17 protein-coding genes and 1 pseudogene are annotated in these 21,886 nt (G+C 40.7%); 1 reads left to right on the top strand and 17 read right to left on the bottom strand.

Features of this window, described 5'->3' with window-relative positions:
- Nucleotides 1–64 precede the first annotated feature (64 nt).
- Both FQ204_RS03200 and FQ204_RS03205 read right to left on the bottom strand, forming a co-directional pair.
- The gene (locus FQ204_RS03200; RefSeq protein WP_144208549.1) at nt 65–1,480 is read right to left on the bottom strand and encodes a hypothetical protein; all 1,416 of its coding nucleotides are present in this window, start codon (nt 1,478–1,480) and stop codon (nt 65–67) included.
- Nucleotides 1,481–1,669: 189 nt separating this feature from the next.
- The gene (locus FQ204_RS03205; protein ID WP_260843547.1) at nt 1,670–7,099 is read right to left on the bottom strand and encodes a Spy0128 family protein; all 5,430 of its coding nucleotides are present in this window, start codon (nt 7,097–7,099) and stop codon (nt 1,670–1,672) included.
- Nucleotides 7,100–7,662: 563 nt separating this feature from the next.
- Here FQ204_RS03205 and FQ204_RS03210 point away from each other — a divergent pair.
- On the top strand, nt 7,663–8,286 hold the full coding sequence (locus FQ204_RS03210; RefSeq protein ID WP_144208553.1) for a TetR/AcrR family transcriptional regulator: 624 nt from the start codon (nt 7,663–7,665) through the stop codon (nt 8,284–8,286).
- A 274-nt stretch (nt 8,287–8,560) separates the two neighbouring features.
- Here FQ204_RS03210 and FQ204_RS03215 read toward each other — a convergent pair whose 3' ends face one another.
- The 15 genes and pseudogenes from FQ204_RS03215 to FQ204_RS03285 all read right to left on the bottom strand — a co-directional run bounded on the left by FQ204_RS03215 (nt 8,561) and on the right by FQ204_RS03285 (nt 21,794).
- Entirely contained in the window at nt 8,561–10,135 is a 1,575-nt protein-coding gene (locus FQ204_RS03215) for an ABC1 kinase family protein (protein WP_144208556.1), read from the bottom strand.
- 109 nt (nt 10,136–10,244) lie between these two features.
- Nucleotides 10,245–10,523, bottom strand: coding sequence for a phasin family protein (locus FQ204_RS03220; protein WP_144208559.1), 279 nt, complete (start codon nt 10,521–10,523; stop codon nt 10,245–10,247).
- A 120-nt stretch (nt 10,524–10,643) separates the two neighbouring features.
- Nucleotides 10,644–10,792: pseudogene (locus FQ204_RS03225) on the bottom strand (divalent metal cation transporter); the annotation flags it as partial.
- 147 nt (nt 10,793–10,939) lie between these two features.
- Nucleotides 10,940–11,302 (bottom strand): DUF1304 domain-containing protein, encoded by a 363-nt coding sequence (locus tag FQ204_RS03230; RefSeq protein WP_144208562.1) that lies wholly within the window; start codon nt 11,300–11,302, stop codon nt 10,940–10,942.
- Between the two features lie 12 nt (nt 11,303–11,314).
- Nucleotides 11,315–11,749: a MarR family winged helix-turn-helix transcriptional regulator gene (locus FQ204_RS03235; RefSeq protein WP_144208565.1), complete on the bottom strand. Its 435-nt coding sequence runs from the start codon at nt 11,747–11,749 to the stop codon at nt 11,315–11,317.
- A 91-nt stretch (nt 11,750–11,840) separates the two neighbouring features.
- Nucleotides 11,841–12,452 carry an HAD-IA family hydrolase gene (locus FQ204_RS03240; RefSeq protein WP_144208567.1) on the bottom strand — a complete coding sequence of 204 codons (612 nt, stop codon included), beginning with the start codon at nt 12,450–12,452 and terminating at the stop codon, nt 11,841–11,843.
- Nucleotides 12,449–13,726, bottom strand: coding sequence for an MATE family efflux transporter (locus FQ204_RS03245; protein ID WP_144208570.1), 1,278 nt, complete (start codon nt 13,724–13,726; stop codon nt 12,449–12,451). The genes FQ204_RS03240 and FQ204_RS03245 overlap by 4 nt, the downstream gene beginning before the upstream one ends.
- Nucleotides 13,727–13,861: 135 nt before the next feature.
- A complete protein-coding gene (gene thrC / locus FQ204_RS03250) occupies nt 13,862–15,346 on the bottom strand; it encodes a threonine synthase (RefSeq protein WP_144208573.1) in 1,485 nt (494 codons plus the stop codon).
- Between the two features lie 176 nt (nt 15,347–15,522).
- Nucleotides 15,523–16,146, bottom strand: a complete 624-nt coding sequence (locus FQ204_RS03255; protein WP_144208576.1) for a V-type ATP synthase subunit D — start codon at nt 16,144–16,146, stop codon at nt 15,523–15,525.
- Between the two features lie 12 nt (nt 16,147–16,158).
- On the bottom strand, nt 16,159–17,550 hold the full coding sequence (locus tag FQ204_RS03260; RefSeq protein WP_144208578.1) for a V-type ATP synthase subunit B: 1,392 nt from the start codon (nt 17,548–17,550) through the stop codon (nt 16,159–16,161).
- Nucleotides 17,537–19,327, bottom strand: a complete 1,791-nt coding sequence (locus FQ204_RS03265; RefSeq protein ID WP_144208581.1) for a V-type ATP synthase subunit A — start codon at nt 19,325–19,327, stop codon at nt 17,537–17,539. Before FQ204_RS03265 ends, FQ204_RS03260 begins: the two co-directional genes overlap by 14 nt.
- Nucleotides 19,328–19,339: 12 nt before the next feature.
- The gene (locus FQ204_RS03270) at nt 19,340–19,663 is read right to left on the bottom strand and encodes a V-type ATP synthase subunit F (RefSeq protein ID WP_144208584.1); all 324 of its coding nucleotides are present in this window, start codon (nt 19,661–19,663) and stop codon (nt 19,340–19,342) included.
- Nucleotides 19,653–20,663 (bottom strand): V-type ATPase subunit, encoded by a 1,011-nt coding sequence (locus FQ204_RS03275; protein WP_144208587.1) that lies wholly within the window; start codon nt 20,661–20,663, stop codon nt 19,653–19,655. The genes FQ204_RS03270 and FQ204_RS03275 overlap by 11 nt, the downstream gene beginning before the upstream one ends.
- A 12-nt stretch (nt 20,664–20,675) precedes the next feature.
- Complete coding sequence (locus FQ204_RS03280) at nt 20,676–21,266, bottom strand: hypothetical protein (RefSeq protein ID WP_144208590.1); 591 nt, start codon at nt 21,264–21,266, stop codon at nt 20,676–20,678.
- Nucleotides 21,267–21,314: 48 nt separating this feature from the next.
- The gene (locus FQ204_RS03285) at nt 21,315–21,794 is read right to left on the bottom strand and encodes a V-type ATP synthase subunit K (protein ID WP_144208593.1); all 480 of its coding nucleotides are present in this window, start codon (nt 21,792–21,794) and stop codon (nt 21,315–21,317) included.
- Nucleotides 21,795–21,886: the final 92 nt, after the last annotated feature.

Consider the following 21,886-nt stretch of genomic DNA (forward strand, 5'->3'; position numbering starts at 1 on the left):
TATCATAAAGAAAATAAGAGTCAAGTGAAAATTTCAGCGCCTTTTCATAAGAAAGGCCTGAGTATCACCTCAAGCCTTTATATAGCTTCCTTCGCGTTCGTTTTTTCCACGAAAATGGCTCCGACTCTTCCTTTGGTCGCTCCCATTTTTCATATCCTGCCCCCTCTAAACTCGTAATTGAATCCTTGGCTAAATTTTTAATGTAATCTTTCGTTCCATCTCGAATAAACTCCTGCGATGTTTCTCCATTTAAGCGTAACAAATTTGTATGTGGCTGCCAAATGAAAGAATATGTAATCCCAGTTTCCACTGAACGATACCGCAAATAGTGAACATTCTTCTTGCTCACCCAACTGTCTACCAACAAAAATAACTGTTGCCGATAGAGCAACTTCTGACCTTTATAAAATATTTTTAAAGATGGAGTTGAATAATAAATTGTCTGACTTTCCGTTTTCCGAATAAGCAGGTAACTTCCTATCGGAGAATCACTCGAATCCGTCGGAAAAATATAAAGAAAGAAAATAGGTAAAAGGAAAAATAAAGCTGGATACAAAATAAAAATAGATAGTAGCTGCCACATCGCACATAAAAAATTTCGTCTAGATAAAGATACCATGATGCGAGATAGATTTATGGAAGAAAACGCTAGCAAAACCGAAGCTAACCGTACCCTCAAAGCCAACCACAAGTCTGCTATCTGCATTCCAAAAGAATGAATAGGAACCATTACCCGCGAATTTAGCAATCTCTTTTTCTGATATAAAGCATACTGTCTCAAACGATTACCATAGTTGTGATTGCCGATATAAATAATGAACCATGCTAAAAACTTTTCTAAGGCTAAGACCGTTCCATAATAAAAAGAAAAAATCTTTAGCCCGTCTGGCACACTCTCTAAAAAATAAAAATAGAAACCAACGAGGAATTGAATAATAAAGATGAGAGATGCCACAATTGTCAGTGTATTGCTGATAAAGTAAAATCGGAAGCACTTTTTATCCACATAATGCGCCGCAACAATATATAGATACACTATAAATAAAGCAAATAATAACTGAAAATAAGGAATCCGATAAATCAATGTATAATACAGATTAGATACCGTATTGACGACTTCGTTCGTGTCATCTTGCGCTAGGTAAACCATGATACGAGTAATAATCAGTGGGAAAGTAAAATAAACACTATAGCGATACAGAAAATCGTGCTTGTGCAGACGTTTCCCGTCCTCCCCTCTCGCTTGATAATAACGCGTCCGATTTAAAAAGAGATAAACAGGCAAGGCAAAATAAAACAAACTTTTCATAAAACCACGTACGAAAACACTTGTTTTAGGGCAAGCAAAATACTTATACACTAAATGCAAGTCCGTATCTTGAATCTCACGAAACAGACTCTGATCCACCAAAAGAGAATAAACAACATAGAAATAGTAATAAGAACTAACCGTCATCCAAAATAGATGTTCTTGATCCATATAGATACCTCCTAAAATGCTGTATTTTGGGATAATTATGGTTATACATCTTTTTGAAGCATTTATCTATATTCTTTTTTCTCTTTTTGAATATAAAAAAAGGAGACCTAATGAGACTCTTCATTTTCCATGAGAATTCTCACTAGATTTCCAATTTTAGACTTATATTTTTTTACAATCTTAATTCTATCAAGATTTTTTCTTGATGAGATAAATTGCACCAGCTAAGACCATCAAACCAATGAAAATAGCCAATGTATGAACGATTGTTCCCGTCTTAGGCAAGCCATTCTTAGGCGGAGTATAGCGATTTTCAAATGTCTTAATGTCATTATCATAGCTTACTTTAGCGTGCAATTGACCATTACCATCGTCTGTCACTTCAATTGTAACTTTGATGACTTTTTTATCATAAGCCACGCCACCAAGCTTGGTATCTTTTTCGGCAATCGTGTAGTGATACGTGCCCGCTTTGGTGTATTTGATAGCATCAAAATTCACATCGCCGTTTGCAGCGTTTTTCTTCACTTGAGAAACCTTATCGTCTGAACCTTTCAGTTCAAACTCAAATTCGCCTGCTTTTAAAGCACGTCCAATCAAGACTTTCTTGATAGACAGTTGTGCATTGGTCTTCGTCGCTGTATACGTATTATTGAAAGTTTGGTCATCTTTTTCATAAACAACTTTTGTTACCAAATGACCATTGCCATCGTCTATTACTGTGACAGTCGCTTTGATGACTTTCTTATCATAAGCCACACCACCAAGTTTGGTATCTTTTTCAGTGATCGTGTAGTGATACGTACCCGCTTTGGTGTACTCGATTGTGTCAAAAGTTACATCGCCGTTTGCCGCATTTTTCTTGACTTGAGAAACATTGTCATCTGAACCTTTCAGTTCAAACTCAAATTCGCTTTCTTTGAGCTTACGCCCTTCAAGAAGTTTTTTGGCAGAAAGTGTTGCAGTTGCTTTGTCTGCTGAGTAGCTATTGTTAAAGGTCTGGTCGTTATTTTCATAAGCCACAGAAGCATGCAATTGACCTTGCCCATCATCTGTTACTGTGACAGTCGCTTTCACAGTATGTGTGTCGTAAATCACTCCACCGAGGCTACCAGCTTTTTCCTTAATTGTGTAAACGTAAGTACCAGCTGCTTTGAAAGTGAGTTCTTTGAAGGAAATCTTGCCGTCGCCGTCATTCTTTACTGTCTCAACGACCGTACCGTCTGGTGCAATCAAGTCAAATGCAAATTCACCGTCATTCAAAGTACGACCTGTTAAGACTTTGTTCGCTTCCAACTTAGCCGTCGTTTCTTTAGCAACATAGGTATTGTTGAACTCTTTCTCACCTTTATCGTAAGTCACTTGTGCAACTAACTGACCATTTCCATCGTCGGTTACTTTTACAGTTGACTTGATTTCTTTCTTGTCGTAAGTCACACCACCGAGTTGACCGGCTTTTTCCTTGATAACATAGTGGTACTCGCCAACTGTATCATATTCGATTGGCTCAAAGATTACTTTACCATCTGCTGCATTAGTCTTCGTTTGAAGAACTTGACCTTTGTCATCTTGCAAATCAAACTCAAACTCATTTTCTTTCAAATCACGTCCTGTCAGCTTCTTCGTTACATCTAACTGAGCGCTAACTTTCTTTGTAGTATACGTATTGTTGAAAGTTTGATCGTTGTTTTTGTACTCTACTTTTGCAACTAATTTTGCATCTTTATTCTCAACAGTCACTGTCGCATGAATGACTTTCTTATCATAAGTTATGCCATTTAATTTGTTATCTTTTTCAACAATGGTATAACGATAAACACCTGCTTTTGTGTACTGAATCTTGTCGAAGTTGACAACTCCATTTACATTTGACTTCGTTTGTGAAACGCCGTCATCATTTCCCTTCAGTTCAAAGTTAAATTCGCCATCTTTTAAGGGACGTCCTGTCAATGCTTTATTGACAGAAAGACTAGCAGTTGTCGATTCCAGCTTATAACGGTTGACGAAAGTCGGATTGTTGACTTCCTCTCCGTCTACCAGATAAGTCACTTTGCTAACTTCAAGTTTACCAGATTTCTCTTCAACCTCTACAGTTACAGCAATGAATTTTCTATCATAGGTAATTCCTGCTGCTGTACCTTTTTTCTCGCGAATAAAGTATTCATAAGTTCCTGCTTTGGTAAATGACAATGATTTGAAATTGACTTCACCTTTGCCATTATTTTTAACAGTTTGCAAGGTCTTACCCGCAGTTGGACTAAAATCAGTATTATCAACCAAATCAAAGTCAAATTCTTGGTCTTTCAAATCACGACCAAGCAGTTTTTTCTTGACTTGCAATTGAGTTGAAACCTGTTGTTGCTTGTACTTATTGTTAAAAGTCCTCTTAGTAATTGGTTTGCCATTTTCATCTAAACCTTTGTAAATGGTATTGACTTCCAGTTTGCCCGTATCCTTATCTTGAGCTACACGAATCGTGACTTTTATCGGTTCTTTATCGTATTGAACACCAGAAAGTGTGCCTGTCTTTTCAATGATTTGATAGTGATAAAGACCTGGTTTATTAAAGTTCAGCGGGCTAAACGGAATCGTCCCGTCTGCTTTGTTTTTAACGGTTTGAACAAGATTCTTTTGTCCGTCACGCAATTCAAACTCGAACTCACCTTCTTGAAGAGCACGACCGGTTAAAGTTTTAGTAACTTGAAGCGGTACGGAAATGGCTTTTGGATTAAAAACATTCGTAAAGACTTGATTGTCATTTTCATAACTAACTGCAGCACTTAGCTTTCCTTGCCCGTCATCTGTGACCTTTACAGTTGCTTTAATTTCTTTGGTGTCGTAAGTAATGCCTTCAAGTCCAGCGTTTCTTTCTTTAATCGTGTAATGATAAGTACCTGCTTTGGTATATTCAATCGTATCAAATTGAACCTTTCCAGACGTAGTATTTTTCTTCACTTGTTGAACGTGGTCTTCTGCCCCAGTCAATTCAAATTCAAACTCTCCTGCTTTCAGTTTGCGGCCAACTAATTTCTTCGTGGCTTCCAACTTAGCAGACGTTTTAGTCGGAGTGTAGACATTCTTAAAAGTCGGCTTTGTTACTTCTTGCCCATCTTTTAGATAAGTAATTTTAGTAACTGCAAGTGTTCCACCCTTATCTTCAACTGTTACAATCACAGAAATCTGTGTGCTGTCATAGGCTACGCCTGAAGCTGAACCATTGTTCTCTTTGATAAGGTATTCATAAGTACCAGCTTCTGTATATTCCAGCGGTTTAAAAGTGACTTTTCCGTCTGCTGTATTTTTAGCGGTTTGCAACGTTTGACCAAGAGTTGGACTGCTACCGCTGTTATCAACTAACTCAAACTCAAATTCATTTGCTTTGAGCTCACGACCAGTTAGAACTTTATTGACTTCTAACTGAGCAGATACTTTGTTTGGGGTATAAATATTGTTGAACGTTGGATTCTTCGTTTCTTTACCAGCTTTTGCATAAGTTATTTTTGTCACTTCCAGTTTGCCAGCTTTATCCTCAACCGTTACTGTTGCCGTGACATGATCTGTTTCATAATAAATACCTGGCAGATCATTGTGAACTTCTGCAATTGTATATTGATAAGTACCAGCTTTGGTATATTCAATTTCTTTGAAAGTGACTTTTCCGTCTGCTGTATTTTTGACGGTTTCAATCTCCCCGTCTCTACCGGTTAATCGAAACTCAAATTCACCATCTTTAAGTTCTCGACCCGTCAAAACTTTCTTGACTTGTAGTTGCGCTTTAGTTTTTTCAGGAACATAGACATTTGTAAACGTATCCTTATTCTTCCAGTTCCCCTCCTCATCAACCGCTTGATAAGTAATACTTTCTACTTTTAATTGACCATTCGCATCTTTCACAACTTTTACTGTTGCATAAATGATATTTGGGTCGAAAAATACATGTGCATCATTTCCAGCTGCTTCCACAATACGATACTCATAAGTTCCTTCTTTATCATACTCAATTGGATCAAAAGTGACTTTTCCATTCACATTTTTCTTCTTTTGCGTTTGATTCGTTTGCTTATCTGTTAACGTAAACTCAAATTCATTATCTTTAAGTTCTCGGCCTCCAATAAGCTCTTTCTTAACTTGTAATTGAGCGGAGACTTTTTCAATTTTCTTGTTAGTAATTGTCTTTCTGTAGGCTTTGTCAGTGCCAAAATCATTTGGAGTGACTTTAATTTTTTCCTTAGAGAGTTGGTAGCCTTCCGGCGCTTTGATTTCCTCAATCGTATAATCGTCTTTTAACAGATTAGGAATTGTAATATCACCGTTTGAATCTGTTGTATACTCACCAATGACTTTCTTATTACTGTCACGCGTTACTTTAAATTTTGCACCAGCTAAAGCTTGTTTTGTTTTTTCGTCTTCTTTATGCAAGTTCATTGAGTAAACATAGCCTTCTGCAAATCCGCCAGCAGCTCGATATACTAAAGAGATATTGACTTCTTCCGAAATTTTATCTTTTGAAGAAAGTTTTGCCTTATTTTTAAAAACTTCTCCACCCACCGGTTCATAGTTAGTTTTAACTTGATATCTGATATAGTAACCTTTAGTCCCAATATTTCCTAAGTAAGTTTGGAAGCCACGTTTATCATCATCCATTTTTATCTGGTGGTTAGTTGTAACATCTTTCTCATTATCGTGTTTCCACTCACCATTTTCCCAGGACCATCTTACTTCATATATACGGATACTGTTCTGATCAATTTGAATCCCCTTAGTATCGTCGTCCAGCCTATCTTGAACATTGACTTCTTTTAAATCAACACCTTTTCGATTGATAGCAAGAGCATACTGAAGAAGAGATTTGTTAGCTCCATCTTGCCAAGCACTTTTTTCTAGTATACTTTCGCTTTTCTTTCCAGGACCTTGATAATGAAGTTTTCCACCAATCTTAGTTTTATGCCCCACTTTAAAATCAAGATCTATGTCTTTTTCTATTTTAACCTTATTATGGTCAACAGCTGCATAAAAAAACAGTTCTCCTAAAACATCCGAATGTTCAGAAGGATATTTTGTATAGGTTAACGTAATCGTTTTAGTTGTGGGGTTGATTTTTGCATGCGCAACAACTTTATCTTTTGCATCCTTAACTTCAAAGTCTGTCCATTCTGGAAATCGTAAAGTTTCTGGTAACGTAATAGTTGTGGTGTCGCCTTCATTAACTGTGTTATTCGGAAGGCTAAATTTTGCATGCACTTGGAAAGTTTCCCACATCTGTACACCCTTTGGTGGGATAGGGTTTCCATCTTTGTTTGTCACATACATTTCTGTGATAACATCATTCCATTCTTTAGCATTTGCAGTGCTAGAAAGATCGTACTTGCTTCCTTCGCTTCTAGGTGTTAAAGCAGGGGGTGCTCCTGGTTTGCTTTCGTTCTTTTCCTCCACATTATCAGTTTTCTTTGAAGCAGTATCTTCTTTTACTTGGCTCGAATCAGCACTTGCTTCCGTTTTATTTTCAGGAGCAGGCGTTTCAGCCTTTTTCTCTTGGCTAGAACTGTCATTTGTGCCTGTCGAGTCAGTAGAAGGTGTTGTTTGTTTAGCTGTCTCTTCTTCTCTAGCCGAATTTTCCAAACCTTTTCCCGTCTCTGCCTGAGTTGTCAATGCTGAAGATTAGTTCGTCAGCGTTTGAGCAACAGCACTAGCCGGTGATAAGATTGTCGAAGCTAGCAATAATGCTACCCCAACAAGATTCATCATTTTTTTAATCATTACGATTTCCTTTCTATAATTTTTTAGAATTTTGCATAAAAGTACAAACTTCTAATAATACCATTATAGCAACCCCTTTATGGCACTTTCAATCAAAATGTCCTGTATTCTTGCTTAATTTCTTGACAGTCTGTAAAGTTTTTTCAAAATAAGCAATTCAAAAAATATTTTATTGGTTCTGTAATTCCTGTAGTGAGATAAATCCTTGACAGAGATTAAGAAGCCCTGCTTTATTGTGATGCCGATAGCATCTAATTTAAAATCAGTTTTTTTAAATCTAAGGCAAAATACAGTTTAGTTATGCTGATTTTATAGTTATACACATTTTTTATTGTATATTTGTTTACAAAACGTAAACTTTTTCCAGATTTTTCGCTAGACTACATATATTTTTTACATTAAAATATTTATAAGGAGAGAGTAAGATGGTACTTAATACAAGAGAGAAGATTTTAGAAGCTTTTTTTGAACTTGCAATGGAAAATCCTCAGAAATCGCATTTTTCTTTAGCAGAAATTGCGCAAAAAGCAGGGAGCTCAAGACAAGCGATTTACAAACGCCATTTTAATGGAAATTATGAAATTCTAGATTATATTCATAAAGAGCTTGATGCTGAATTTCAACTGATTTTTCAAGGTTATGATAAGAAAGTTTATCCTGATCCTTTTGTCTTTTTTGCAGAAGTGGTTATTCCTATCTTATATACCCACCGAAGGCGAATCAGTTGTCTTTTTAAGACAGCTGCCGATCCCTATTGGAGAGATTTTTTAAGAAATACGTATGGTCAATGGATTGAGCAGCACATTACGATTGATTATCAAAAATTAAACATTCCAAAAGAAAAGGCATCGCAGGTTCTTGTTGGAGGTATTCTCATCTTTATTGAGATTTGGATTACCCAACCTGAACCCATACCGCCTGAGCAATTCGCCGAGACTTTTTTAAATTTGATTCATTTCCCTTTAACGGACTATGTTCGTTTCAAGCAAGCTTCCTCTAATGACAAACTAATCGTTACAAATAGTTTGGAAGATAAAGAAAAGGAGTGAGACCGAACTAATATTGAAAATTCTTAGTTCACAGTCTCACTCCACAGCTCTTCCGAGCTTGAAAAATGAATGAAGAAGTACTTTGCTTCACAAGTTGCAGTTGATTTATTAGGTAAAGAGCTTTGAAAGCAGAGAACTGTTGTTCAACCTCAAACAAAATAATTAAAATTTCAAGATGCTAATGTCTAATTTCTAATGTGCTATTTTAAGATTGTGGGAACGAGATAAGTTGTGATTTTCAAAAATTCAACTTGTCGCGCTCTTTTTTGTGTTCTCATCTTGTAGAGCGAATGATGAGATAGAGTAACCACAGCAATACCATTGTCGCTAAGGTAAAAAGGAATTTTGCCAAGAATAGCGTATCTGGATTGAGGGTTAAAATCCCACCTGTCAGTAATAAAGCTAGGAAGACCAGGCTTAGTACAAGACGATTGGCTACGGATTCGATACGACGAAAGCGTTGATTGTAGTCAATTAAGTCATGATTGACGACCAAGCGACCATTCACAATCTGTTCCACTAGCTGGTGAAGCCGTCTTGGGATACTTTTCCCATGTCGCAGCAAATAAAGTAGTTCGATTAAGAAAGAATCGTAACTCAAAGTCTGGTGCAGGATGTCTGATTTCATATTTTCGAGGAAATATTGCTTGGCTAAGGTCATCAGATTGATGTTAGGAGCTAACTCGCGAAAGAGTCCCTCAATTTGCAGGGCTGCTTTTTCTAAGATTGTCATCTGGGACGGTACTTGCAAATGATGACGCGTACAAATCGCTACTACGTCCTCAAACATATCTGTAATAGACAAGGAACCCAACTCTAAATTGCCGTATTTGGTTAGCATACGTTCAACATCTTGCTCTAATTGCAATTTATTGATTGGTTCACTAGCAGTCGTAATGGTCAGAATGGCCTGTGTCATCGAGTCAATATCCTGTGTCGTAAAACTAGACAACATGTCGTTTAGAGACACACGAAAACCCGTTTCCAATTCCCCCATAATCCCAAAATCAATAAAATAAATCTTTCCTTCATGAATCAAGAGATTGCCAGGGTGTGGATCACCATGAAAAAATCCGTCTTTAAAGACTTGCTTGATAAAGCTCAGCATGAGTTTCTGACCAATATCTGCCAAATCGTAGCCAGCTTCTTGTAAAATAGCATATTGATTGATGCGGACGCCAGGAATGTATTCTTCCACAATCAAATGCGGAGTGGTAAAATCTGGATAGACTTTTGGTACGCCAACACAAGGGATATCTTGATTGTAGCGAGTGAACTCATCCATGTACCTAGCTTCGTTACGAAAGTCAATTTCGTTCAAGAGGGTGGTCTGCAACTGTTGCAGAATCTTTGGCAAATCCACCATAGGCAGCAAATGCTTAGGAAAATGACGAGCTAGGCGAATCAAGAGAGCAATGTCTTCTGTAATTTGTTCTTGAATATGTGGACGCTGAATCTTCAACACGACTTCATCGCCATTTAACAAAACAGCTCGGTGAGTTTGTGCGACGGAAGCACTCGCTAAATGTTCCTGCGAGACGTCTAAGAAGAGTTGCTCAATTGGGCGCTTTAACTCGTCTTCAATCGCAGCCATAACCGTCTCTTTGTCCAAAGGATTGACGTCATCTTGTAGCTTGCTCAATTCCTTGATATAGATTTCTGGCAATAAGTCACTGCGGGTAGATAAAATTTGACCGATTTTTACAAAACTGGGTCCTAATTGTTCAAAAGCTTCTCGCAATTGCTTGGGAGCTTTTTTCTCGTCCAATGGTTTTTTTCGATCTTTCAGATTGGACCAGCCAACTGCACTAAAGGCTGTTAGAATCTCTCGTAAGCGTTTGTTTGCCATAAGGTTATCCTCATTCTGTTTGTAATTGTCAGCTTTTCTTTCAAATCCTACTTTTAGTTTAGCAAAAAACGCAGCCTTTATAAAGTTGTGACTGCGTTATCATGGAAGATTATTCTTCTGTTTTTGAAAGCCCTTTGAGCAGCTGATCTAATTTTTCTTCCAGTCGTTCAATGTCTTGCTTGGTAGCATATACATCATCTGCTTGTTTCGTTTGACTTTCAGCTGTTTTTTCACTGACTTTGCGCTTTAACTCTGACTGAAGCTGCTTACCTTCATCCACCGTCAAGCGACCTTTGGCAATCAATTCTTTGACAAATTCGGTGGCTTTATCATAAGTCATGGAAGTCAATCCAATCCCTGCCAGCAAAACTTTTTTCAATTCGTCCATCTTGACACCTCCATATATGAGAATCTTTTCACTTTCATTATAGCGCTTTTAAGCCATTTATTCTAGAGAAAAATGAAGCATGGCTCATTTTAAATACAAGTTTTACATTCAAAATGGTTCATAAAATAGAAACGGCAAGGCAACTGAAAGAAAGACTTGGGAATCGACCAAAAGACTGTCCAGCACCTGCTCTTTGTCCCCATATAAAATAGCACAATCACTACTGGCAAAAGAGCTAATAAGCGAGTTGCCAAGCGAAGAAGCCAGCGTTTTTAGGCGTTAAGATGCTTTGATTGACTTCGCTCAGGGAAATCTTTTGGTCTGACATTTCTATTATAGAATTATTCCTCTAAAATTATAGCAAAAGAATGTTAACGACGATTCGTTTACCTCTTTATAAAGGTTAATCTCTGATTCTATTTAAATAGCAAAATGCTTAAAATAGCTAAAATAGCAGGCCCACCTTGGGTCAAGATGATTTTCTTATTAGCCGTTACAGCTCCATAAGCTGCAACTCCAATGACAAATAAAACAAAAATGGCCACGATTTCTAAATTATGTGAAATATACAAGCCATATAGCAGGAAAAGAGCTAAAAAGGCATTGTAAATCCCTTGATTTTGAAACAAAGATGTGACGGACGGGCGAGACAATTCTTCCTTTGTCATGTTAAAGACTCGGCTGGTGCTGTCTGATTGGGTAGCGATACTCTCTAGATAAAAGATATAGAGGTGTTCCAGTGCGACAATTGTAGCCAATATAGTAGTAATGAGTGACATAATTTCTTCTTTCTAATGTTTTTCCACGGTAATCTGGTCTAAGCCAGATACAAGTTTTTCTAATAAAGTGCTCAGCGTTTTTTGTTCATCAGCCGAGAGGATTTTTTCCATTTGCTTTTTGACATCTACATGATAATTCGGCGGTGCGTGCAGAAGCTGCTCTTTTGCAACATTCGTGACATTCACTAGGACCTCTCGTTGATTTTTGGGATTGCGACTTCGTTGAACATAACCACGCTCTTCTAAGAGCTTGAAGTGTCGGGTCAATGCTGCGGGATCGATTTTTAAAACTTCTTGCACAGCAACTTGACTGCACGGAGCATTGTCCAATAAAAAATTCAGTATCTCGTACCGCGTTAAGCTGATTTCTAATTTTTGCTCAAAGAGTTGCGTGATGGCTTGATCAGTTAAATGCAATTGATACAGCAGGCGATGAATGGCAACCATATTTCTCCTTTCTGATTTTGATTGACTAGTCAACTATTGATAAATCAATTATAGGCTATCAAAAAAAGAAAAGCAAGTATTTTGCCTTTCTTTAACGGATTAGCTTTTTAATATCTAATAAATGGTTGATTTTTTGATTGAGTGTTGGTCGGTAATCGCAGAAATTGATTGATTGAATACCGCTGTTAAAGGCAACATCTACATCCAGCGTTCGATCGCCGATATAGTAAGCGCTTGCTTTATCCAGCTGGTATTTCTCTACGAGATAGTTCACACCTTCTGGGTCAGGTTTTCTTGCAAATCCATTTGCAGTTGTCACGATTTCTGTAAAATAATCCAAAATCTCTAAATCAGCTAAAATTTGATAAGCATTTTTCCCCTTGTGGGTATAGACAAACTGAGCAATATTCTCCTTTTGTGCCCAAGCAAGAATCGCTTTCGCGCCTTTCATAAGACGAATTTGAGCATTTTTCTCTTGCAAACTTTGACCTCGAAAACGGTTCATTTCTTCAGCATCTAAACCTTTTTCGGCTGCGACTTTCTCCAGCAATTTCTGAACAGAATGCTGCAAAATATAAGCACGAATGCCCTCTCGGTCAAAGTCCAATCCATAATGAATATAGGTTTCTTCAATCCCCGCCAAAATCGCATCATAGGAATCCAACAACGTTCCGTCCAAATCCCAAATAAAAGCTCTTGTCATGTTTGACTCCTCATTTTCCGTTGATAGATGATTTGTAAAAAAATCCAGCGAAAGGCATTGTCCAAAAGGGTAGCAGTCCAAACTCCGGGCAAGCCCAATCCCAGAGTTACCCCCATAAAATAGCCCGCCACGATGCGAATCAGCCACATACCGACAGTCGTGGCATAAAAAGGTAACTTAGCATTGCCCAATCCTTGCCAAACAGCCGTGTAGATGACTGTTCCTGCTGTCATAGGCACACCCAAAAGTGAAAAAAGAATGACCGATAAGCTCGCTGTCACAGCGCCACTATCCTTTGTATAAAGATGTGTTAGTGGCTGTCCAAATGCAAAAATAAATAGAGCCACCGGCAACATGAGCCCTAGAGATAGCCAGTAGGTCTGCTTCGTCAGCTTCCTAACTGTTTGAAAATCTGCCTGCCCCACCGCATGAGCCACTAACATAACAGTTGCAGTAGCGACTCCAAAGCCCGGCATATAGTTGAACTGGGTCAGAACCTCTCCAATTGCATTTCCCGCAACAGCATCTGTCCCGAACTTAACGATAATAGCAATAATCACCACGTCTCCAGCCCGCATCATTAGCCGCTCTCCAGCAGCTGGCAGAGATAAACGCAGCAGTTCCCAATCCAGCTTCCAACTCCAAGACGCCAGAGGCAGAGACAATTCTTTCCATAAAATCAAAACGCCCACCAGACGAGCTAAAATGGTGCCCAGCGCCACTCCAACGATTCCCATGTGGAAAATAAAAATCGCGAGACTGGAAAAAAGGACATTGAGCAGATTGCTCAAAAAACTGACATACATGGGAAGACGAGGATTACTAGTCACCCGAATCAAGGCTCCCAGACTTGTCATCATTCCCAAAAGGACAACTGTTCCTCCAATCAACGCTAGATAGAGACCACCTGCATTAGCGACGGCAGGCTCCGTTCCCAGCCAAGTTAATATCTGGCGTCCAAAAACAAGCGAGAAAAGTCCTAGAAAGAGGCTCAAAATCAGAGTTAATTTAATGGCTTCGCTAGTGTGATAAGCCAGAGTGTCTTGATCTCCTTCTCCCAAACTCTTGGAAATGAGACTGGATACCGCTGCTCCCAGCGCAATAAAAATAGCTTGGTAAATCGTAATAATATTACCAGCAACCGAAACTCCTGAAATAGCTACGAGACCGAGACTCGCTACCAAATACGAGTCCACCATTCCCATTAGCATCTGCAAAAAGTTTTCGACCATGGCTGGCAGCGCAATATTTAAAATCTTTTTATAAGTGGTCATACATCATGAAACTCCTGCTTTTGATTATACACTTTTCTGCACTTTGCTGGCAATATTTTGTTTACATCCTGTTGCAATCTGAAAACACTCAGTTGGCTACCAGCTGAGTGTTTGTTACAAAAATTTGTTAGATGATTAAAGTCCTAAATAACTTTCTACTGTTGCCTGCATTTGGTCAGCAGCAACAGTCGTTTTATGGCGAACTTGTGCGTTTTCTAAGCCATCCACCGCTGGTGGAACTGCCACACCGGAAAGCTCATGTAACTTAGCCAATGCTTCAAAATCACTCAGACCTGTCTGCCCAGTCACAGCTTCGACTGCTACTACTGGAAATTTATAAGGGCTGGCGGTTGAAGCAATGACTGTCTTGGTCTCATCACCTGTAGCCGTCCGATATTTTTGATAAACAGCAGAGGCGACTGCTGTGTGTGGATCTTCAATGTAATCAGACGCTTCATAAACTCGTCTGATTTCAGCTGCAGTTTCTGCTTCGGTGGCATATTCTGCTGCAAAGAGTTCTAAAATAGCTGAATCAAAATCTGTCAACTCATACTGACCGTCCTGATTGAGACCCTTCATCAAATCTGCTGTCTTTTCTGCACTATTTCCTAACAGGTGGAAAATTAAACGCTCTAAGTTTGAAGAAACTAAAATATCCATAGACGGACTAGACGTTACCTTAAAGCTACGCTTTTTATCATAGACCCGCGTCTTAAAGAAATCAGTCAAAACATTGTTTTCGTTGGAAGCACAGATCAACTTGCCCACCGGAAGACCGATTTGTTTAGCATAGTAGGCTGCCAAAATGTTGCCGAAGTTTCCAGTTGGAACAGCAAAATTAACTGCTTCGCCTGCCTGAATCTGACCGGTTTTGACCAATTGTGCATAGGCATAAACATAGTAAACAATCTGTGGCACCAAACGCCCGATATTCATGGAGTTGGCAGAAGAAAATTGCAACTGATGTGTAGCTAAACGCTCACGAAGATCCACATCATTAAACATGTGTTTGACATTAGTCTGAGCATCATCAAAATTGCCCTCAATAGCCACCACATGAGTATTGTCACCCGTCTGAGTGGTCATTTGCAGCTCCTGAACCTTGCTGACACCATCTTTAGGGTAAAAGACGATGATTTCCGTTCCTGGCACATCGGCAAAGCCTGCCATAGCTGCTTTTCCGGTATCACCAGAAGTCGCCGTCAGAATGACGATTTTATTTTTCAAACCATGCTTTTTCGCTGCCGTCGTCATCAAATGCGGGAGAATAGACAAAGCCATATCCTTGAAAGCAATAGTAGAACCATGGAAAAGTTCCAAATTATACTGACCATTCAGTTTCACCAAAGGAGCAATCTCTGGTGTGTAAAATTTGCTGTCATAGGCATTGTTAATGCAGTCATCCAGCTCTTGATCTGTAAAGTCATCTAAAAAAGCGGATAAAATCAATTTTGCAACTTCCTGATAGGAAGCGTCTTTGAGTTTGGCAAAATCCAGCTCTACCTGTGGATAAGAAATCGGCGTAAAGAGACCGCCATCCGTTGCTAACCCCTGCAAAATCGCCTGGCTGGCTGTCACCGTATTGTTTGCGTCACGCGTTGATTGATAAACTAAAGTCATGAGTTTCTGTCCTTTTCGTGTAGTCTGTTCTATTATAACATGATTTATCAGAAAATTCCCGCATTTTATGGAAAATGTGAGAGAGTGGAGTTGGAGACTCTCATTGTTTATATCGCTACCTCAAAAAAACAAACGGACGTGAGTTCATAGAATCCACCATCCATTTTGTTTTTAGTTTATTTCACTTTCATTACTCTCACTAGACTAGCGCGTTCGGCTTCTTCTAGCTTCATCTCGATATAATGAATGGTCTCTGTGAGATTCGGAATGGTTGCATACTCTAAGCCATTGACCCTACGACGGATCTTTTCAATCTCATCTGCCATCAGCTGGCAACTCTTTTCAATTTCTGCTAAGCGCAGGAGATCGGGCAATAGGTTGCCCATATCCTCAATCGTCTCATCCATCTGACTGTTAGAAGCTACATAGCTATAAACCACATCTCCCTCATCATCACCATAAGGATTGTCAATATGAGCATGCATTTTGGGCACCTGCACACTCATGATATTTTCCTGTTCAATATGAAGATTGACTTCTCGCATAGGAACAGCAAAAATTTCTTCTACCATGAGGTCACTTTCTAAGGCTTTTGCCAATACAAAGTCCTGCATGTGACCAACCAGAGCTGTTTCAATTTTTTGGCGAAGGCGATTGTTCTCGCGAACAGCTTCAATGAAACGACGCATCAATTCATCCCGCTTATCCTTGAGAAGCTTGTATCCGCGAGTAGCTGTTTTCAAGCGCTCTTTTAGATTGTTGAGCTCCATTCGGGTTGGTTTGACGTTCAAACGAGTCATTGGCTCACCTCCTTAAATGTGCTGCTTGCTTTCTGGCAAATATTGGTCAATCATGTCGTCCTTGATCCGCTTAAGTTCTGTCCGTGGCAAAATAGACAACAATTCCCAGCCTAGATCCAAACTTTCTTCAATCGTCCGATTGGTATAAAAACCTTGATTGATGTATTCTTTTTCAAATCGCTCGGTAAATTGAACATAAAGCTTATCGGTGTCAGATAGTGCGGACTCTCCCAATACAACCGCTAATTCTTTGGCCTGCTTACCTTGAGCATAAGCCGCAAAAAGCTGATTCATGGTTGCTGCATGGTCTCCCCGAGTCTTTCCTTCGCCAGAGCCCTTGTCTTTGAGGCGCGAAAGAGACGGCAATACGTTAATCGGTGGACGATAACCGCTGTTGTAAAGGTCACGCGAAAGGATAATCTGGCCTTCGGTGATGTAACCTGTCAAATCAGGAATGGGGTGAGTGATGTCATCCTCAGGCATTGTGAGAATAGGAATCTGCGTCACCGAGCCTTTCTTCCCCACTAAGCGCCCCGCCCGTTCATAAAGGGTGGAAAGATTGGTATAGAGATAACCCGGATAACCTCGACGCCCCGGCACTTCTCGACGAGCCGCGGATACTTCGCGCAAGGCCTCGCAATAGTTGGTCATATCTGTCATGATGACGAGAACGTGCATATCCTTTTCATAAGCCAAATATTCAGCAGCAGTCAGGGCAATTCGTGGCGTTGCAATCCGCTCAATAGCAGGATCATTGGCTAGATTGATAAAGAGGATAGATCGGTCAATAGCTCCCGTTTCCCGCAAGTCGTTCATGAAAAATTCGGCTTCTTCAAAGGTAATCCCCATAGCCGCAAAAACCACCGCAAAATTTTCTTCTGAATTAAGCACAGTAGCTTGACGAGCAATTTGAGCAGCCAATTCCTTATGAGGCAGACCTGACCCAGAGAAAACTGGCAATTTTTGACCGCGCACCAAAGTATTAAGGTGATCAATGGCTGAAATCCCCGTCTGGATAAACTCATCGGGATAATCTCGGGCGACCGGATTGATGGCTTGACCGTCAATATCTAGGTATTTCTCAGGCAGAATATCTGGACCCCCGTCAATTGGTTTGCCCATACCGTTGAAAATCCGTCCTACCATATCTTCTGACACTGGCAATTCAAGCGGGCGACCGGTAAAACGCACCTTGGCTTTTTCTAGATTGATACCGCTAGAACCTTCAAATAGCTGCACCATCGCCTTATCTTCCTGCACTTCCAAAACCTGTCCCTGACGCCTGGTTCCGTCATGGAGCTGGATTTCCACCAATTCATTAAAATGCACCCCTTCTACTTGCTCCACAATCATCAAGGGACCGACAACTTCGCTGACGGTACGGTATTCTTTAATCACGTTCATTGTCTGCTCCTCCTTGGGCAAGAATCTCATGCAGATTTGCTCGAATAGCGGTATCTAAGTCACAAATTGCATCCAGCTGCTCTTCTGGGATAAATTTCGAGCGAGCAATCCGATCGCGTAGCTCCACAGTACCATTCATGATTTCAGTAAAGTAGGCACCTAAATTCAAGGCACGATTGGCTTCTTCATCAAATGTTAAGATATTAGTGAGCAGAGTTACTTGTTTTTTAAAGGAGGTGTAGGTGTCAACCTCATCAAAAGCATTTTGTTGCAGGTAGTCCTCGCGAATCATTTTTGCTGTATTCATGGTGAGACGATCCCTTTCAGACAGAGAATCCAGACCGACCAGCCGCACGATTTCCTGTAGCTCACTCTCTTTTTGGAGAATGTTCATCGCCTTGGTCACCTTTTCCGACCAAGCCAGCTGTTCATGCTGATCGATATATTGCCCTACCTCGTCTAGATAAAGCGAGTAAGAGCTCAGCCAGTTAATCGCAGGGAAATGGCGACGTTGTGCCAACTGAGCGTCTAAGCCCCAGAACACCTTGACAATCCGCAGGGTATTTTGCGTGACTGGCTCTGATATATCTCCACCTGGAGGGGAAACGGCACCGATTGCGGTAATGCTTCCCTCGCGCTCATCACTCCCTAAGGTTTTAACCCGACCAGCTCGTTCGTAATATTCAGCGATTCGGCTGCCTAGATAGGCAGGATATCCTTCGTCACCCGGCATTTCTTCCAAACGCCCTGACATTTCCCGCAGAGCTTCTGCCCAACGCGAAGTCGAATCTGCCATGATGGCAACAGAATAGCCCATATCTCGGAAATACTCAGCAATGGTGATTCCTGTGTAGATAGAAGCCTCACGCGCCGCAACTGGCATATTAGACGTATTGGCAATCAGAACAGTACGTTGCATGATAGACTGACCAGTCGCTGGATCGATTAGCTCGGGAAATTCATTCAGCACGTCGGTCATTTCATTGCCTCGCTCGCCGCAGCCAACATAAATCACAATATCCACATTGGCAAATTTAGCGACCTGGTGCTGAACAACGGTCTTGCCAGCTCCAAAAGGACCTGGAACAGCAGCTGCCCCACCCTTGGTCACGGGGAAAAAGGTATCAATCACTCGTTGGCCCGTCACCAAAGGCTCCTCTGGAATCAGCTTTTGAGCAAAGGGGCGACCTCGGCGAACCGGCCATTTCTGCATAAGGCTGCCGACAAAAACGGAGCCGTCTGCCTGCTCAATCTCATAGACCGCATCCTCAACCGTGAAGCTGCCAGCCTCAATAGCCGTCAACCGCCCGCTGACACCAATTGGCACTAGAATTCGGTGGACCACCAGCTCGGTTTCTTGAACTGTTCCCAAAATGTCTCCAGCAGTCACCTCTGCTCCAATCTCCAGACAAGGTACAAAGTCCCATTTGGTCTCACGATTCAAATGAGGCAACTGCACTCCGCGTACCAGAAAATCACTCTGTGTCACTGTTTGAAAACGTGCCAAAGGGCGCTGAATTCCATCAAACATTTGCGAAATCAGCCCCGGTCCAAGCTCAACCGACAACGGACTCCCTGTCGTTTCCACTGGCTCTCCCGGTCCAAGCCCAGAGGTCTCTTCATACACCTGAATAGAAGCTTCATCTCGACGCATCTCAATGATTTCCCCAATCAAGCCCAAATTGCCCACACGACAAATATCCTGAATATTCGCGTCCTGCATCCTAGAGGCAACCACCAAAGGCCCCGAAACTTTTATAATCTTTCCTTGACTCAAGTCTTGCTCCTTCTACTTTAATATATCCTGTCCGACTGCTTTTTCTACGTTCTCGCGAATACGCTCCTGTCCTAATCCCGTTACCCCTTTATGGGTCGGGATTAAGATAATCGCTGGCAACACTTGCTTATCATAGTAAGCCAGCGTTTCAGGGATTTCTGCGGCCATATCCTCTGTCAAATAAATAATAGCAAAATCTTCTCGGCGCAATCGCCGTAAAGTATTCACCGCGTCGGTCGCTTCAGTGACTGGAAAAGTTTGAAAACCAATTAGGCGAAAAGGCAGAATAGCATCGCGGTTCCCCACCACACCAATTTTATAAGTTTTACTGGCCATAAATCGGTCTCATCCTTTCTTTAATCATCTCTACTGGAAGCTGATTTGTCAAACCAGTTAAAATAAGTCGAAGATTTTTTACCTCTAGCTCTTTTCCCAATAAATAACGAGCCAACGGAAGCGGACCACTTGTTTCAAATCGTCCTTGCTCTAGGAGTTTAAATTGAACCAAGTCTGCCAAATATTCTAGCTCTAGATTTGTCAGTTTACCCGAACGCAGTTTTTCTTCATAAATGCTCAGTTCTGCGTCAAATTCCAATGGATTGATTTGAGAAAACCAGCTAGCGAGATGACCTTGTTCTGCCAATTCAATCCACTCCACACTCGTCAAAGTGCCTTCATCAGATAAGAGTTGCGTCATAAAACTGTGCGGTTTTTGGTGCCGAATCGCTCGTTGCACTGTCGTTGCATTATAAAAATCAATCGTCAACCGCACCAGTTGCTTGAGCCGCTCGTCTTCAAATGCAGACTCCAAACTTTTTAAGTGTTTGAAATACGCCAAATCCATTCCAATTTCCAGAACGCGCAAATCTTGGTAATCTTGATATTCCGCCCAAGTTGCTGCTATTTCATCCGCCATCAATTTTGGACAATGTTCAGCAGAAAAAGTTGCGGTCAAATGCTCCAAAATGTCTAAGGGATAGGGTCCGACAGAAATCAACAGATGCTTTAAATTTAATCCCGTCGCCTTGTGCTTAAGCAGCACTTTAAGATTGTGATAGGTATATTTGAGCGTGAAAAACTCCACCAAAGCAGAGTCTGGACTGACTTCAAAAGCCCAAGCGTACTCAGCAAACAAATGTTTCGTAAGAAACTTCTCAATCGCATTTAAGTCAGTTAGCTGTTCATGATTCAGATTATAAGCGGTTCCTTCCAAAGCCGCTGACCGACTTTCAGAAGTCGAAGCTCGCAATAACTGCTCATATTGTGTCAGACTTAAGAAACTATTCTCATGGATACTAATTTCCGTATTCACTTGTGCGAAGGTCTTTTCATTCATGAAACAACCTCCTTATTCTGCTTCGTTTTGGAAAATCGCCTGAGCAAGCTGATAACTTTCCTCTTGCCACAAAGAATCCACCAAATTGCGGTAGAGGTAATTATCGTCAATGTTGCCTCGCGAAAGGAGAAAACCTGCTTCTCCACTCACAGGAGAGGAAGCCAATCTTACGTGCGGATAGTGCTCTAACAATCGTTCCAATTGTCCAGCCGAATATTTAACCAATGTCCGTGAACCAACTGTCAAAACAAGCTCTTCTTGCGGATACTTTTTTAAGACTTGCTCCAGAAAAGCCTGCTCCTGCTCGACCGACCAAGCGGCCATTTGCTCATAAGCCCCCGCAAATAATTCTTTCAAAATCCCTTGCTTAGTCGCCAAAGTAGACTGGCGTTTTTCATTTTCAAGCTGCTGCACTTCGCGCTGTACCTGACGGTTCATCATTTTTATTTCTCGCTCACGCTGTTGTAGTTTTTCTTGTTTCAACTGCGCTTCTTGCTCTTTGGCTTCACGCTCAATAGATTCTTTAGCATCGGCCAATAGCTGCCGCCCATTTTCATGCGCCTGCTCCAAAACCGAATCCCTCAAATGAGACTCAAATCCCATATCTCCCTCCTTCTATGAAATCAGATGTTTCACGACATTGAATCTGTCTCATTTTACATTCAAAACCATCAAAAGAGACACAACGAAGGCAAGGATAGCATAGGTTTCTACCATAGCAGCAAGGATAACCCCTTTCATGACGTCTTCAGGTCGCTTTGCCAAAATTTGCATCCCAGCTGTCGCGACATTTCCTTGGTATTTAGCAGAATAATAACCGACAATCCCAATGGGAAGTGCGGCAAAAAAGAGTGCCAAGCCTGTTGGAAGAGCCATCTCAGGTTGAATTTTAAAGAAAATCAAAATCCCGATAACAAAACCGTACAAGCCTTGTGTACCTGGCAAAAGTTGCAAAATCAAAGCACTGACGAATTTCTCAGGTTGCTCTTTTAATAGGGCTGCTGCAGCCTGACCGGTTGAACCGACATTACGCGCAGAACCGATACCGCTGAGAAAAATCGCAAAAACCACACCGAGTGCTGCGAAAAAGGCACCACCATAAGTTGAAAAATAAGATGAAAAAGCTTGCATGAATAAACTCCATTTCTAATATTAGATATTATTGATTTGATTATTTTGTCAATGACATAAGACTTCTAGCTGAGTTGCTAAAATAATTTCGC

The organism is Streptococcus constellatus, from assembly GCF_902167705.1.
Lineage (GTDB): Bacteria > Bacillota > Bacilli > Lactobacillales > Streptococcaceae > Streptococcus > Streptococcus constellatus_A.